This is a genomic window from Corynebacterium sp. zg-331 (assembly GCF_014267345.1).
In the GTDB taxonomy this organism is placed as follows: domain Bacteria; phylum Actinomycetota; class Actinomycetes; order Mycobacteriales; family Mycobacteriaceae; genus Corynebacterium.
This window is the reverse complement of the sequence record NZ_JACMYD010000004.1, coordinates 151,554-166,831: the sequence shown is the minus strand read 5'-3', so window position 1 is coordinate 166,831 and position 15,278 is coordinate 151,554. Positions and strand designations below refer to the sequence as shown.

Annotated in this window: 11 protein-coding genes and 1 CRISPR repeat array; of the genes, 2 read left to right on the top strand and 9 right to left on the bottom strand. The window is 64.3% G+C overall.

Going from position 1 to position 15,278, the window contains the following annotated elements:
* Window positions 1-12 precede the first annotated feature (12 nt).
* The gene (locus H7347_RS06635) at window positions 13-798 is read right to left on the bottom strand and encodes a fumarylacetoacetate hydrolase family protein (protein WP_152822524.1); all 786 of its coding nucleotides are present in this window, start codon (window positions 796-798) and stop codon (window positions 13-15) included.
* 59 nt (window positions 799-857) lie between these two features.
* On the opposite strand from H7347_RS06635, the gene H7347_RS06630 reads away from it, so the two are divergent.
* Complete coding sequence (locus tag H7347_RS06630) at window positions 858-2,396, top strand: sodium:proton antiporter (protein WP_152822521.1); 1,539 nt, start codon at window positions 858-860, stop codon at window positions 2,394-2,396.
* A gap of 419 nt (window positions 2,397-2,815) precedes the next feature.
* A CRISPR array of direct repeats spans window positions 2,816-3,638; the repeat unit is 28 nt; unit sequence GGCTCATCCCCGCTAGCGCGGGGAACAC.
* Between the two features lie 58 nt (window positions 3,639-3,696).
* Here H7347_RS06630 and H7347_RS06625 read toward each other — a convergent pair.
* The 8 genes from H7347_RS06625 to H7347_RS06590 form a co-directional block, all read right to left on the bottom strand.
* Window positions 3,697-4,707 carry a 3-isopropylmalate dehydrogenase gene (locus H7347_RS06625; RefSeq protein ID WP_152822519.1) on the bottom strand — a complete coding sequence of 337 codons (1,011 nt, stop codon included), beginning with the start codon at window positions 4,705-4,707 and terminating at the stop codon, window positions 3,697-3,699.
* Window positions 4,708-4,768: 61 nt separating this feature from the next.
* A complete protein-coding gene (gene serA, locus H7347_RS06620) occupies window positions 4,769-6,355 on the bottom strand; it encodes a phosphoglycerate dehydrogenase (RefSeq protein WP_186337336.1) in 1,587 nt (528 codons plus the stop codon).
* 82 nt (window positions 6,356-6,437) lie between these two features.
* Window positions 6,438-8,129 carry an MBL fold metallo-hydrolase gene (locus tag H7347_RS06615; protein WP_152822513.1) on the bottom strand — a complete coding sequence of 564 codons (1,692 nt, stop codon included), beginning with the start codon at window positions 8,127-8,129 and terminating at the stop codon, window positions 6,438-6,440.
* A gap of 55 nt (window positions 8,130-8,184) precedes the next feature.
* On the bottom strand, window positions 8,185-9,951 hold the full coding sequence (locus H7347_RS06610) for a DUF262 domain-containing protein (RefSeq protein WP_152822510.1): 1,767 nt from the start codon (window positions 9,949-9,951) through the stop codon (window positions 8,185-8,187).
* 24 nt (window positions 9,952-9,975) lie between these two features.
* Window positions 9,976-10,863 carry a cation diffusion facilitator family transporter gene (locus tag H7347_RS06605; protein ID WP_152822508.1) on the bottom strand — a complete coding sequence of 296 codons (888 nt, stop codon included), beginning with the start codon at window positions 10,861-10,863 and terminating at the stop codon, window positions 9,976-9,978.
* Between the two features lie 53 nt (window positions 10,864-10,916).
* Complete coding sequence (ilvC, locus tag H7347_RS06600) at window positions 10,917-11,930, bottom strand: ketol-acid reductoisomerase (RefSeq protein WP_152822505.1); 1,014 nt, start codon at window positions 11,928-11,930, stop codon at window positions 10,917-10,919.
* A gap of 117 nt (window positions 11,931-12,047) precedes the next feature.
* On the bottom strand, window positions 12,048-12,572 hold the full coding sequence (ilvN, locus tag H7347_RS06595; protein WP_152822502.1) for an acetolactate synthase small subunit: 525 nt from the start codon (window positions 12,570-12,572) through the stop codon (window positions 12,048-12,050).
* Window positions 12,572-14,398: an acetolactate synthase large subunit gene (locus H7347_RS06590; protein ID WP_186337334.1), complete on the bottom strand. Its 1,827-nt coding sequence runs from the start codon at window positions 14,396-14,398 to the stop codon at window positions 12,572-12,574. Before H7347_RS06590 ends, ilvN begins: the two co-directional genes overlap by 1 nt.
* A gap of 354 nt (window positions 14,399-14,752) precedes the next feature.
* On the opposite strand from H7347_RS06590, the gene H7347_RS06585 reads away from it, so the two are divergent.
* Entirely contained in the window at window positions 14,753-15,259 is a 507-nt protein-coding gene (locus tag H7347_RS06585) for a PH domain-containing protein (RefSeq protein ID WP_227659043.1), read from the top strand.
* The last annotated feature ends 19 nt before the right edge of the window (window positions 15,260-15,278 follow it).

Sequence of the window (15,278 nt, the reverse complement as noted above, 5' to 3'; positions counted from 1 at the left end):
TTCCACAGGGTTTTAGGCGCGCTCCACCGGGTTGCCCAGCGTGCCCACCCCGGGAATCTCGATCTCGATGAAATCCCCCGGCTCCATCGCCGCCGTGCCCGCCGGGGAACCCGTGCAAATAATATCGCCGGGCAGCAGGGTCATCGAGGCAGTAATGAACTCGATGATCTCCCCCAGATCCATAATCATCTGGTTGGAATTGGAGTCCTGCTTGACCTCGGTCACGCCGTCGTGGGTGAGGCGGGCCTTGATCGGCAGCTCATCGACATTATCCAGATGGGTCTCGATCCAGGGCCCCAGCGGGCAGAAGGTATCAATGCCCTTGGCCCGCGCCCACTGGCCGTCGGAAAACTGAAGATCGCGGGAGGAGACGTCATTGACCACCGTGAAGCCCAGCACCACGGAGCGCCAATCCTGGGCCTTGACGTTCTTACACGGCTTTCCGATCACCAACGCCAGCTCGCCCTCAAACTCCACCTTCGTGGCAAACTCGGGAATCTTAATCGGCGCACCCGGGCCCACCACCGCCGTGGGCGGCTTGAGGAAGAGCGTGGGCGGCAGGGACTCTGCGGACTTCTTAAAAACCTCGGCCACGTGATCGGCATAGTTGCGGCCGATGGCCACCACCTTGCTCGGTAGCATCGGGGCCAGCAGGCGCACCTCGCTCAACGGCCATTCCTTGCCGGTATAGACGGGCGGGGTAAAAGGAGTACCTTCAATTTGCTTAGCGGTAGTGCCCTCGTCATCCACGACGCAAAAGCACATACCCTCGGGGGTTGCAATTCGACCAAAACGCATGAGGAACATCGTACAACCACCGATGCCGCAGGTTCCCGCGCACGTATAAATTGTCTATCATGACTACCCTCCTCATGCTTTCCGGGCTGCTGCTCGCCACCGTGGTCGTGGTGGCCCTGGGCGACCGGCTGGGGTTGCCCTGGCCGGTGCTACTCACCCTCGTGGCCGCCGGCGGCGTGTTCCTGCCCTGGACCACCGAGCTGACCATCCCCGCCGATCTCATGCTCCCCATCTTTCTGCCCCCGCTGCTGTGGGCCCTGGCCAGGCGCACCTCATGGTCGGTGATCAAGACCCAGATCTCCACCATCGTGTGGATGTCCGTTCTCCTCGTCTTCGCCACCATCGCCGCGCTCACCGGCTCGATCCTGCTGCTCCTGCCCAGCCTGGGGGTCACCGGAGCCATCGTCCTGGCCGCCGCCCTCGCCCCACCGGACCCCGTGGCCGTCGATGCCGTGGCCGAACCCGTGGGCATCCCCAAGCGGATCACCACCTCGCTGCAAACCGAAGGCCTCTTCAACGACGCCGCCTCCATCGTGGCCTTCCACGTGGCCCTGACCGCCGCCCTGGCCGGCTCGGAGCTTTCCTGGCTGCACGGACTGGGCAGCTTCGCCTGGTCGGTGGTGGGTGCCATCGTCATCGGGCTGGCGGTGGGGCGCGGAGCGGCATGGTTTACCGATCACGTGGACAACACCGCAGCGCGCAACTCGCTGACCTGGGTGCTGCCCTTTACCGTCTACATCCTGGCCGAGGAGGTCGCCGCCTCCGGCGTGATCGCCATCGTCATCGCCGCCGTGGAAATGAACTCGCGCGCCTCCCTGGGGGCCGAGGATCGCCTCTCCGGCGAGGCCTTCTGGGAACCCGTGGAGATGCTTTTCACCGGCGTGGCCTTCGGACTCATCGGACTCAGCGTGCGCACCGCCATCGACGAGGTGGGCTCCGACCTCTGGCACGCCGTGTGGGTGGGCATCGTGCTCTCCCTCGTGGCCATGCTCGTGCGCTTCGCCTGGCTCTCCCTCGCCCTGCGCAAGAACACTCGCAACCACCGCGAGTTCGCCGCCCCCCTGCGCCGCCAGGAAGTACTGCTGATGACCTGGGCCGGAATGCGCGGGCTCGTCACGCTGGCCCTCGTTCTTTCCATCCCCGCCGGCGTCTCCGCGACCCTGCACCGCGAGGCTGCCGTGATCGCCCTGGTGGTACTGCTATGCACCATGGTCATACCCGGGCTCACCCTGCCCTGGCTCATGCGCAGGCTCAACCTGGAGGATGGTCCCGATGCCGCCGGTGATGAGGCCATCGAGGCCCTGCGCCGCCGCGCCTGGCGAGCAGCCTACGCACACATGAAACACGAGACCCACCACCTCCCCCCGGAGGCCACGGCCGCGATGAGCGGATGGTTGGAGCGACAGTTTCACAATGAAGAGGAGCACCACGAGGAACTGACCCGCTGGCGCGACGCAGCCGGAAAGGTGCGCGTGGGTGCTCTCCAAGCCGCCCAGGAAGAGCTACTAGCGGCCCGGTGGGAACGCGGAGCCAACCCGGCCTACGTCGATGAGGTCCTCGCCTCCATCGACAGGATGCTCGTGGCGGCAAAGAAATAGCCCTCACAACACCTGTGGCTGGACTGCACGCGAACTGCGGCAACACGAAAAAGCAGACCCGACACTCAGTTGCCGACCTGCATGAGCATCCTCGATCCCGCAACGGAAGTGTGCTCGGCGTGGAAAGCGGCAAGGGCGACGACGAATGCGACCCGCCAGCTGCTCAGCCGGTGAGGATGGGCGGAGTGGCTAACCCCATACAACGCCTTTCCGTCGAGCCATTCCGATCCCCTTTCCAACGCCCGACGAAGATCCACGTAATTTGCATAACTCCCCGTAGTCGGGAAACCAAAGCGTTGCACTGTGCATACCCTCGCCCCATCGGGGCAGCTAGCAGATTAGCTCTGCGGTGAATACTGCCCAGATTGCACGCGGCAGTTTTTACCGGAACAATTCGACCCGCACCCATCCTTCATCAGGGCTCATCCCCGCTAGCGCGGGGAACACTCAATAATGTCTGCTCAGCGGGCACGTAAAACCGGCTCATCCCCGCTAGCGCGGGGAACACGGGGACGCGAGCATGACGACCACCTACCAGGGAGGCTCATCCCCGCTAGCGCGGGGAACACGGTGGTCCTATCGACGCTATGGGGCTACCACTGGGCTCATCCCCGCTAGCGCGGGGAACACGACGCCCTGGGAATGTGGACTGAGCACCTAGAGGGCTCATCCCCGCTAGCGCGGGGAACACTGTTTTTGCCTGCACTGAGATTCCTTGGACTTGGGCTCATCCCCGCTAGCGCGGGGAACACCGCCTAGCCCAAGGAAAAGCAAAGTTCAGTCTCGGCTCATCCCCGCTAGCGCGGGGAACACTACTCCCCCTCGTCCGCGACATAGATATACGGCGGCTCATCCCCGCTAGCGCGGGGAACACCCCTTCAAGCATCTGCCATCATTGCCTCATGTGGGCTCATCCCCGCTAGCGCGGGGAACACCCCTTCAAGCATCTGCCATCATTGCCTCATGTGGGCTCATCCCCGCTAGCGCGGGGAACACTGGGATTTCGGGAAGCGCAATGCGGAAATGTTCGGCTCATCCCCGCTAGCGCGGGGAACACCCTCTCTTTCATCTCTCAGTCTCCTTTTAGGGGGGGGCTCATCCCCGCTAGCGCGGGGAACACCATCCCCCCATAGTCTTGCGTTCCCGGAGGCGCGGCTCATCCCCGCTAGCGCGGGGAACACCTAGTTGTATTGTTCAATGGCGGTCTTTAAAAGGGCTCATCCCCGCTAGCGCGGGGAACACACTTCCTTACCTGCGGTAATACAAGAGCTTAGCACTTTTTAGATACAACTTGTCCGCGTCATACCACTGCCGCGATCCTATCCCCTACCTCCGAGGTCACAAGATCGCCCGAGCGCCGGGCCACGTCATCGGCCACAGCTTTCTCGATGCGGTTCGCGCCCTCCTCGTCTCCCAAATGGCGCAACATGAGCGCCGCGGAAAGGATTGCCGCCGTGGGGTCGGCAATACCCTTCCCCGCAATATCGGGGGCGGAGCCGTGTACCGGCTCGAACATGGAGGGGTTTTGTCCGGAGGCGTCGATGTTACCGGAGGCCGCCAGTCCGATGCCTCCGGTGATCGCTCCGGCAAGGTCGGTGAGGATGTCACCAAAGAGGTTGTCGGTCACAATCACGTCGTAGCGCTGGGGGTCGGTCACCATGTAAATGGTGGCGGCGTCAATGTGATTGTATTCCACGGTCACGTCAGGGTATTCCTGCGCGACCTCATCCACAGTGCGCTGCCACAGCCCACCGGCATGGACGAGCACGTTTGTTTTGTGCACGAGGGTGAGGTGTTTGCGGCGCTGGGCGGCACGGCGGAAGGCGTCGCGCACCACGCGTTCTACCCCAAAACGGGTGTTCTGCGAAACCTCGGAGGCAACCTCATGCGGGGTGCCCTCGCGTAGAGTGCCGCCGTTGCCGCAGTAGAGGCCCTCGGTGCCCTCGCGCACAACTACGAAGTCGATCTCTCCCGGATTGGCGAGCGGGGAGGTCGCGGTGGGATAAAGCACTGCGGGGCGGAGATTGACGTGGTGATCGAGGGCAAAGCGCATTTTGAGGAGCAGCCCGCGCTCCAGAACTCCGGGGGGCACGTCGTGGGGGGCTCCGATAGCGCCGAGGAGGATGGCGTCGTGCTCGCGCAGAGAGGCGAGGTCGGCATCGCTGAGCAGTTCCCCGGTGCGCAGGTAGCGGCGGGCTCCGAGGTCGAACTCGGTGGTTTCGACATCGGACCGCACGGCGCGCAAGACTTTGAGAGCCTCGGCGGTGACTTCGGGGCCGATACCGTCGCCGGGGATCACGGCAATTTTCATGGCACGGGATTCCTTTCTCACATGATGGTCATGTGAGGCCAGTCTACCGCGCCCGAGCCGGTTAATTCAGCGAAAGCTGGAACGCCGTGGCATCGAGAGCCTCGGCGATGGCATCGAGCAGCTCCTGGGGCACCTCTTCCAGCACGCGCAGAATCAGCATGGCGTCGTCGCCCTCCGAGGCCTGCGTCAGCGCCGCGGCCTCGATGTTGATACCGCGCTCTCCCAGCATGGAACCGACGGTGCCCAAGGCACCTGGGGCATCGGTGTAGCGCAGGAAGATGTTGTGACCGGTGGCGCGCATGTCCACGCCGCGGCCGTTAATCCGCACGATCTTCTCCACGCGCTCCAAGCCCGGCAGGGCACCGATCACGCTGGCCTGAGCGCCGTCGGCGCCGATGACCTTGACCTCCACCACGGAGCGGTGGAAGGCAGACTCCGAGTGCGCCTCTACCTTCAACTTCACGCCGCGCTCCTCCGCGATGCGCGGGGCGTTCACGAAGGTCACCGGTGTCTGTGAGATCCCCGAGAAGAGGCCACGCAGCGCGGAGAGTCCCAAACCATCCGCCTTTTCCGTGGAGAGCTCACCACGAGCGGAAACGATAAGGGTGTCGGGAGCGGCCCCCAGCAGGGAGGCGGCCAGCGCGCCGAGCTTGCGGGTCAGCTCCATCCATGCGGCCACTTCCTCGCCCACGCGACCACCGGAGACGTTCACGGCGTCCGGGACGAACTCCCCGGCCAGGGCCTTGAGCACCGAGGCCGCCACGTCGGTGCCCGCGCGATCCTGAGCCTCCACGGTGGAAGCCCCCAGGTGCGGGGTGACCACGACCTCGTCGAGGTCAAAAAGCGGGGAATCCGTGCAGGGCTCGGTGGCATACACATCAAAGCCCGCACCCCGAATCCTCCCGGAGGAGATCGCCTCGGCCAGGGCCTGCTCGTCCACAAGTCCGCCGCGCGCGGCGTTGATAAGGATCTGCCCCTCCTTGGCCTTGGCCAGCAGCTCCGTACCAAACATCCCCGCCGTCTCCTTGGTCTTGGGCAGGTGGATGGTCACGAAGTCGCTGCGGCCCATGAGGTCCTCAAGATCGGTCAGCTCCACTCCGAGCTGGGCGGCCCGCGCGGGATTGGCGTAGGGGTCGTACGCCAGGATTTTGGCGACGTCGAAGGCCTGAAGACGCTGGGCAAAGAGCTGGCCGATGTGACCGAAGCCCACGATGCCTACGGTCTTGCCAAAGATCTCCACGCCCTTGAAGTCCGAGCGTTTCCAGGTGGCCTCGCGCAGGGTGCGATCGGCCGCCGGGATCTGGCGCGCGGTGGCGAGCAGGAGCGCGATAGCTTGTTCGCAGGCGGAGTGGATGTTCGAGGTGGGGGCATTGGCCACCATCACGCCGCGCTCCGTGGCGGCCTCCACGTCCACGTTGTCCAGCCCCACCCCGGCGCGACCGATGATCTGGAGCTTGGGGGCCGCCTCGAGCACATCCCGATCCACGGTGGTGGCGGAACGCACGAGAAGAGCATCCGCCTCGGGGACAGCGGCAAGGAGTTCCTGCCTATTGGGACCATCCACCCAGCGCACCTCGACGGCATCCCCCAGCGCATCGACGGTGGACTGGGACAATTTATCGGCAATAAGAACAACGGGACGGGACACGAGGATTACTCTCCTTGCATGATCGCGGTGAATACCTGCGATCATTCTACGACGTGTCCCGCCTCCGTGCCCTCTTTTCTATTCACTGGTAGGAAACGAACCAGGGCCGGGGTTCCACCGCGTAGGTCTGCTCCGGGGTAAACATGGGAGCATCCTCGTCAAAGAAGTTCTTCCAGGCCATGAACCAACCGGGGCCAAGGTCCTGGCGCATGACGTTCCAAGTATCGAACTTCTCCTCCGCCACGCCATGCCCATCGGCATGCAGGACGTAGGCCAACTCGGGGTGGTCGGTGCGGATCTGCTCGCGATCGCGCAGCATCTGAAGCTGGAACTGGTGGAGCACGAAGGTCTTCTGCGGGAGATTATTGTCCCGGGTAAGCTTGGCCAGCCAATCGGCCGTCTCATTGACCTCCGAGGCTTCCACGCTCCCCACCCTGGTCAGGGGCTGTTCATCCGGTCCGATGCGCCACTCCGGATCCAGCGCCAGGCCCACATTGGGACGCTTGAGTAGCTCCTCGTAGCGCTTGGCCTGGTCCAGGAAATTCGCCCGGCCCGGCTGCAGATCCAGCACCGCGTATCCCCCGGCCTCCAGGATGGCATCGACGTAGGGCAGCAGTTCCTCCGGCGCGGCCTCATTAGAGTAGTCGCCGTCTTCTCCGGGAAACTCGGAGGCCACGGTGGCAATGATCTCGAAGGCGGGGATCACCGGCTCGGCGGGATTAAGGGCCTGGTATTGGTCCACGAGGTCGCGCACGTAGGCCACGGACTCCTCCGGGGTGCGCTCCCCCATCACCCCCAGCGCTCCCCCGGAGGGGTGGCCGTACAGGGCGATCATTCTACGGCCCGGGAAAACCATCGTTCCCCCGCCGGGCAGGTGCTCGGTCACGTTTTGGGCCAGGGAGATCTTCTCCGCCAGCTGCTCTCCCGTGCCAAAACCCACCCCCAGGGCCACCACGGGGCGATCCTCGAGGCCGGCGACCATCTTGGTGGCCTCCTCGCTGATGCGCGGGTCCGGGTAATCCATCATGCGCACCTGTGCCCCGTAAGCTCGGGCGTTGGCCACGTCCAGGATGGGGCTCTGCGGGGAGGCCACCACTACCGGTGCGCTGGCACCATCCCGGGCGCTTTGCACGGGGAAGCTACCGGTCTCCTTCTTTTCCTCCGGAGACTTCTTCTCCGAGGCAACCGCGCCCGCCTCGGGCAACCACTCCGCCGTGAGTTCGGCGGGCTCGGAGGGAGTAAAGTCCGCTACCGATTTCGCCATCGCCCCCGGCGCCGGTACCGGGGCCTTCTCGAAGTGCAGCGATGTTAGGGCGCTCAGCGCCTCGTCGCCACCGGGATCGCGCACGATGGTCATCTCGGCAGGGACCTCCGGGATGCGGACCTCCCCCACCGCGAGCACCGTGGTAGCGCCCAGACGGTCGAGTTCCTTTTTGACCTGCTCGGCGTTGTCCTCGGTCAGGCCCAGCACCGGAGCATGGGCCGTCATGCTCAGGGAAACCGCGCGTAACCGCTGCGGTTCCGCTCCGGCCACAACCACGGCGGTCTCCGACTTATCGAAGAAGAGCCGCGAGGACTCCAGCCCCGATCGATCCTCCCCGGCGAGCACCCGGGGGCGATCGCCGAAGCGCTCATCCACGTGGCGGCTGCGGTTTTCCGCCTTGGCCGCCGCGATGCTATCTCCCGGCGCGGTCGCACTATCGACGGCGCTGCGGTCGGCGGCGGAGGGCTCCGGTTCCCCGGAGGAGCAGGCCACGAGGAGGCCTGTGCTCATTCCTACTGTTGCGAGAACACCTAGCGTCCCACGAAACTTCACTCCACTAATCCCCTTATTTCTCATGGTCTTCCACGCGGTCTTTCCCGCTCATCGTAGCCAACTTTTCTTCCTCCTCGCGGAGCACCTCCTTGCCCATCGCGGCGGCGATCAATCCCAGCAAGCGTTCGGCCCGATCCTCCAGGCACTCCTCTGCCTTGCCCGCGTGGAGCAACTTGGCGTCAAGGTGATGGGTGGCCACGACAGCATCGAATTCCTCGTCCTCCATGAGGGACTTCGACTGCACTCGAGGCAGGTAACGCGCGGGACTGAAGCCATCGAGCACCACCTCCGTGCGCTTGCCCATCGGGGTGCGATTGATCACCCCATCGGCCAACCGGGGCGCCACGCCGTTATCCCGACACCACTGCGCGGGAAAGATCTGCGCGTAGGTGGGGTTGAGGTCGCGGAAGGTCCAGCGATCGAAGGGGGCCGCCGTGCGCCAATCCCGCGCGCCCCGGCTCATCAACAGGGCGTATATCCCGTGAAACACCCCGGATCTTTCATCCGCGCTGTAGAGGCGCTCTTCGTGAAAAAGGGCATCGCGCACCGTCTTGGGCTCCTCCTCGGTCTCCTCCCTGATCCAGGCGGTCACCTGATCCACGTCGTGGGCCATGCGGTTGATCACGGCCGCGGATCCGTACAGCTCGCCCAGCACTCCCGACCAGAACCAACGATCCAGGCGATCCCATGCCGTCGAGGTCGTCAGGGCGGCCGGGGTATCGGAGAGTAGCGCGAGGATAACCGACAGCGGCACGATCTGCGCCACGTAGGGAACCTGAGTGAGGTCGAAGATGCACCGCTGGATCAAGAACTCGGCAGCCTCGCGCAGGGTGATGCGGATATCGTGGGCGGCCCTGTGATATTCGTCCAGGTTAAGCGCCAGAATGTCCTCTCTGTTGCCCGCGGCATGGCCGCGCCGCGCGGTGGCCAGCAGGCAGACGGCCGTGAGAAAGGCCGTGCGGTCGATGCCGTCCAGGGCCGGATAGCGGCGCAGGATCCTCTCAGTGTCCGCCCAGTCTTGGGCGAGGGAAAAGTCTTCATCCTCCATCGCAAAGACGGCGGTGAGGAGTTCAAACACATCCATCTGCAGGCCGGCGGAGTTGGCCTGGGCAAAGATCGATCCCACCCCGGAGCGCGCGGTTTCCCTCGACAAGCGGATCATGGGCACGGAGTAGGCCGCGAGCGGGTAGACGATCCTGTGATAGAAGGTCTTGACGGCATCCCTGGTGGCGGCGTCCGCGCCATCAATAAGGTCGAAGAGCTTGTCGGTGGCTCCCGCTCCCAGGAGGGTGGACACCGGAATGCACCGCTTGCCCACCTCGTCCGGGGCGAAGTGGGAACAGATGGTGCCATCGTGTGCGACGGCAAAAACCGCCTCGTCGGGAAGAACGTCCGCCGAGGTGGCCTTATCCACATCCACGTAGAACGCACGCCGCACCGGGCGGCCGCGAAAGTCCACGCCGCGCACAAAGCCATCGCCCTGGAGGCTGTGGTATAGCGTGGTCAGGCGCTGCTGGCCGTCGAGAAGCAGCATCCCCGGCGCGGCACCGGTATCCGGTGCGCCCTCGATGGGGCGCGGCCGGAAGCGCATGGGGGTGTTGCGGGTATCCAACGCCATGAAGCAACCCACCGGGTAACCACGCAGGACGGTAACGATGAGTGAGCGGATGCGATCGACATCCCAGGCGTAATCGCGCTGAAAATCGGGAAGCTGGATGTCCCCGCGATCGATGCGGTCAAAGAGGTCGGTGAGGCCATAGCTCGGCGTGGAGAATCCCATGTTCCCCATGGTACTGGGCGTGCGCTAGTGGTCGCATACCTTTTCATGCCCCCTGTGACCGGGCTCCTCCACCTGGATCGTCGAGTGCTCGATACCGATCTGACGCAAGGTGGCCTGCGCCTCGTCGAGCACCTGCGCGTACCCACCGCGGCGCACCACGAGGTGGCAGGTCACCAGTGCGTGGTTACCATCGGTGGACCACAGATGAAGATCATGCACCTCGCACACCCCGGGTACCGCCCTCAGCCGCCGTTCGACCACGCGGGTATCGACGCCTTCGGGGACCTGATTGAGCAGCACCCGCACGGACGTTCGCGCCAGGTCCACCGAGCGCGGGACGACCAGGGCGGCGATGATGAGCGAGGCGATGGTATCAGCCGCCACGAAACCCGTCAAGCGGATGATAAGTCCCGCGACGATCACCGCCACCGAGCCCAACAAGTCCGAGAGCACGTGCAGGTAGGCCCCGCGCATGTTGAGACTGTCGTGCTGACGGCGCACCAAGATCATCGCGGACGCGCCGTTGGCCACCAGGCCGATGAAAGCGACAACGAGCATGAGGGAGGTATCGATCTCGGTGCCCCTGCCCAGCCGTTCAATGGCCTCCACCGCGATCCACACGCAGATGAGCGTGACCGTCACCGCGTTCACGGCCGCCGCCAGCACTTCCACGCGGCGATAACCAAAGGTGGCCTTGCGGGTGGGTGGGCGGCGACCCACCAGCAGGGCCAGCAGGGCCAAGATGAGCCCGGTGGAATCCGAGAGCATGTGCATCGCGTCGGAAAGGAGCGCCAGCGAGTCGGCGGCGATGCCCGCGATGAGCTCGGCAAAGAAAATAGCCCCCGTGAGGGTGATAACCCCCAGCAGGGACCTCAGGGAGGCGGGGGCGTGATCGTGGTCGTGGGCGCTCATGGCCACGATTCTAACGCCTCGAGAGGCTTATTGAAAGCCTTTTGGTAATACTGTTAGGCCGTCGCGTCCAGCGGGGCCTTGACCCAGCTCATCAGGTCGCGCAGCTTCGCGCCGGTTTCCTCGATGGGATGCTGGGCAATCTTCTCGCGGCGGGCCTCCAGATCCCTGTTTCCCCCCTCAACGTTGGCGATGAGCGCCTTGACAAAGGTACCGTCCTGGATATCCTTGAGCACCTCACGCATCCGATCCTTCGCACCCTCGTCCACCACGCGCGGGCCGGAGAGATAACCACCGTATTCGGCAGTATCGGACACAGAGTAGTTCATGTTCCCCAGGCCACCCTCGTAGATCAGATCCACGATGAGCTTGATCTCATGCAGGCACTCGAAGTAGGCCATCTCCGGGGCATAACCGGCCTCCGTGAGCACCTCAAAACCACTCGTGATGAGGTACTCCAGGCCGCCACAGAGCACGGCCTGCTCGCCAAAGAGATCCGTCTCCGTCTCCTCCCGGAAGGAGGTGGGGATCACCCCGGCGCGAGCGCCGCCGATGGCCGCCGCGTAGGACAGCGCCAGCTCGCGCCCCTCCCCCTTGGGATCCTGGTCCACGGCGATAAGGCAGGGAACACCCTTGCCGTCGACGTAGGTGCGACGCACCAGGTGGCCCGGCCCCTTGGGGGCAACCATTCCCACGGTGACGTTGGCCGGAGGCTCGATCAGCTTGAAGTGAATGTTCAGACCGTGGCCAAAGAACAGGGCGTCACCGTCCTTGAGGTTCGGCTCGATCTCCTCGGTAAACAAGGATGCTTGGGTGGTATCGGGGGCCAGAATCATGATGACGTCCGCCCAGGCCGCAGCCTCGGCATTCGACTTCACCTCGAAGCCCGCCTCGCGCGCCTTCTCCGCGGAGCGGGAACCCTCACGCAGGCCGATCACGACCTCCACACCGGAATCCCGCAGGTTCTGCGCGTGGGCGTGCCCCTGGGAACCGTAGCCGATGACGGCCACCTTGCGCCCCTGGATGATGGACAAATCCGCGTCAGCGTCGTAGAGAACTTCAATAGCCATGAGAGCGACTCTCACCTTTCTTATCGGAAGTACCGGAAGGTTCCTCTTGCCACCTTACCGGATTGCGTTTCATTGTGCGGGATAGACCGGCGCTAGGTGTCTCACCGGATGAAACATCTAGGTTCGGGAAGGAACGGGCGAGAGGGTGCGCGGACCGCGATTGAGCGCAATCTGACCGGATTGCAGCATCTCCCTGATCCCGAACGGCTCCAGGACGTCGAGAAGCGCCTGGAGCTTGCCCGGCGTACCCGTGGCCTCGATGACCACGGACTCCGGGGCCACGTCTACCACCCGCGCCCGGAAAATCGTGGCTGCGTCCACCACCTGCGGACGGGTGTGATTATTCACGTCCACTTTCACCAGCAGCAGCGCCCGGGCCACAGTGGCCTCCTCTTCCAGGCGCACCACCTTGATGACCTGGACGATCTTGTTGAGCTGTTTGGAGATCTGCTCGATGCGCACCTCGTCAGCATCCACCACGATAGTGATGCGATTGATCCCCGGCGTGGAGGTCTTGGCCGAGACCAAGGAGACGAGGTTAAAGCCCCGGCGGGTAAACATCCCTGAGACCCGAGAGATGATGCCATCCACATCCTGCACCAAAACGCTCAGGACGTGACGAGTCTTGTCCGTATAAGCCATTACGCCTGCTCCTCCTCGACAAATAGCGGCCGCAGATCGTGAGCGTAGCGGATCTCCGAGTTCGAGGAACCCGAAGCGATCATCGGCCAGACCTGCGCATCCTGCCCGACGATGAAATCCAAGACCACCGGACGATCGTTAATCTCCCTCGCCCACCGGATGGCCGGGACGATCTCTTCTTCCGAGGTCACTCGGCGCGCCGCGCACCCCAGGGCCTCGGCCAGGGCCACGAAGTCCGGCAGGTACTCGCCTTGCTCGCGCAGCTTGGTATTCGAGTAGCGCCCACCATAGAAGAGCGTCTGCCACTGGCGCACCATGCCGAGGTTGCCGTTATTAATCAGCGCCACCTTGATCGGCATGCCCTCCACCGCGGCGGTGGTGAGCTCCTGGTTGGTCATCTGGAAGCAGCCATCGCCGTCGATGGCCCATACCTCCGACTCCGGGGCGCCGGCCTTGGCCCCCAGCGCGGCCGGAATCGCGTAGCCCATCGTTCCCAGTCCACCGGAGTTAAGCCAGGTACGGGGGTTTTCAAAGTCCAGGAACTGCGCCGACCACATCTGGTGCTGGCCCACGCCTGCGGCGTAAATCGCCTCCGGGCCCGCCTCGGCGGACAATGCCTCAAGCACCCGCTGCGGGGCCAGCAACCCGTCCGAGGGCTCCTCGTAACCGCGGGGGAAGCGCTCGCAGAGGTCGTCGAGATAGGCCAGCCACTCCGCGGTATCGGGGCCTTCTACCCCACCCCGCTGGGCCTCCCGATAGGCCTCGATCAGCCCGACGAGCACTTCCCTGGCGTCACCCACGATCGGGACATCGACGGCGCGGATCTTGCCGATCTCCGCCGGATCGATGTCCGCGTGGATCACCTTGGCCCCCGGGGCGAAGGCATCCACCTTACCGGTGACGCGGTCGTCGAAGCGCGTGCCGATGGCGATGAGCAGATCCGCGCGCTGCAGCGCCCCCACCGCGGGCACCGAGCCGTGCATGCCGGGCATCCCCATGTGCAGGCGATGCGATTCCGGGAAGGCACCCAACGCCATAAGCGTGGTGACCACCGGGATGGTGGCGGCCTCCGCGAACTCGCGCAGCTGCGCGGCGGCATCCGCCTTGATCACACCGCCGCCGATGTAGAGCACCGGCTTACACGAGCGGGCTATCAGCTCTACCGCCTGGGAGATCTGGCGGGCATGCGGATTGGTCACCGGCCGATAACCGGGCAGGTCGATGGTGGGCGGCCAGGAGAAATCCATCTGCGCATCCTGCACGTCCTTGGGAATATCCACCAACACCGGCCCGGGCCGTCCCGTGGAGGCGAGGTGAAAGGCCTCGGCGAGCGCCTGGGGAATATCGTTGGGGTCGGTGACCATAAAATTGTGCTTGGTCACCGGCATGGTGATGCCACGAATATCCGCCTCTTGGAAGGCGTCGGTGCCCAAAAGCCCGCTGCCCACCTGCCCCGTGATGGCCACGAGGGGGACGGAATCCAAGTTCGCATCGGCAATCGGGGTGACCAGGTTGGTAGCCCCGGGCCCCGAGGTGGCGATGCACACCCCCACCCGTCCCGTGACCTGGGCGTATCCCTCCGCCGCGTGGCCCGCGCCCTGCTCGTGACGCATGAGAACGTGGCGCACCTTGGTGGAGGAATATAGCGGATCATACAGGGGCAGCACGGCCCCCCCGGGAAGGCCAAAAACCACGTCGGCCCCCAGTTCTTCCAGCGAGCGCACCACCGCTTGGGCCCCGCTCATGCGCTGTGGGGCCGAGCGATCGGCCTCGGCCTTGCGAGCAAGCGTGGACGGCAGCGGAGGTTGCTTTGCTTCCGCATTCACGAGTGTCAGGCTCCTTGATTCATCAGTGGTTCTTCAAACTTCCATGGTTATGCAGTGTGTCGCGGAAGCCGTTGGGTGAGGCTGGCGCGATTATGCAAAACGCCCTCGCGCATCCACCGTGAGTGGGTGTTGCGGAGGGCGCCTGCTCTTCGACCTCAATCAGCCATTACGGCACGCGCCGCCCGGGTACGAAAGCAAGTCGAATAATCAGCATGAGGAGCACTATACACCACGGCGTGATAAAAACCATTATTTTTATTCACTGTGCCTGTATCCCTATCGCCCTCCTCTCCCAGGGCGGGATCTCCCGGATCCTTTTGAGCAATGTCACAGCCGTTGGCTACCATGTGGGGCATGAGTCCTGAAGCACCATCCGCCACGCAGTTCCGCCCGGAGCGCTTTCACCTCGCGGTGGTGATCTTCATGTCCCTCACGATGCTCATTCCCATCAGCCACGCCCCCGCGCTACTCGGCTGGTTCCTGCTGCTGCCAGCCTGCTACCTGTGGTGGCTGGCGCGAGCACGCACCACCGTGACCACCAGGGGGATCACCGCGCACTACGCTTTCCGGGGTCCGCGCTCGATGACCTGGGAGGAGTTCGAGGGAATCGGATTCAAGGGCTCCACCAGTTTTGCCCGCTCCCGTCGGGGCGACCAGTTTTCGCTCCCCGCGGTGAGCTTCAATTCCCTCCCGGCGTTGGCGCAGGCCTCGGGTGGACGCATTCCCGACGCACTGACCGTGGGACGGAAAGCGGTAGACGACAAAGTAGCCATTGTTCGTCGCAACGGCGATCGCGTCCTCATCACCCGCGAGGAATACGCCGCCATGCGCAACGAGCGCACAGAGCAATCAGATCACTGACCCCGCCCGATCCACCCCG

Excerpts from the sequence above, each read along its gene's own strand:
- H7347_RS06635 (WP_152822524.1), bottom strand. The coding sequence starts at position 798 with ATGCGTTTTGGTCGAATTGCAACCCCCGAGGGTATGTGCTTTTGCGTC.
- H7347_RS06630 (WP_152822521.1), top strand. The coding sequence starts at position 858 with ATGACTACCCTCCTCATGCTTTCCGGGCTGCTGCTCGCCACCGTGGTC.
- H7347_RS06625 (WP_152822519.1), bottom strand. The coding sequence starts at position 4,707 with ATGAAAATTGCCGTGATCCCCGGCGACGGTATCGGCCCCGAAGTCACC.
- H7347_RS06615 (WP_152822513.1), bottom strand. The coding sequence starts at position 8,129 with ATGAGCACAGGCCTCCTCGTGGCCTGCTCCTCCGGGGAACCGGAGCCC.
- H7347_RS06610 (WP_152822510.1), bottom strand. The coding sequence starts at position 9,951 with ATGGGATTCTCCACGCCGAGCTATGGCCTCACCGACCTCTTTGACCGC.
- H7347_RS06605 (WP_152822508.1), bottom strand. The coding sequence starts at position 10,863 with ATGAGCGCCCACGACCACGATCACGCCCCCGCCTCCCTGAGGTCCCTG.
- ilvC (WP_152822505.1), bottom strand. The coding sequence starts at position 11,930 with ATGGCTATTGAAGTTCTCTACGACGCTGACGCGGATTTGTCCATCATC.
- ilvN (WP_152822502.1), bottom strand. The coding sequence starts at position 12,572 with ATGGCTTATACGGACAAGACTCGTCACGTCCTGAGCGTTTTGGTGCAG.
- H7347_RS06585 (WP_227659043.1), top strand. The coding sequence starts at position 14,753 with ATGAGTCCTGAAGCACCATCCGCCACGCAGTTCCGCCCGGAGCGCTTT.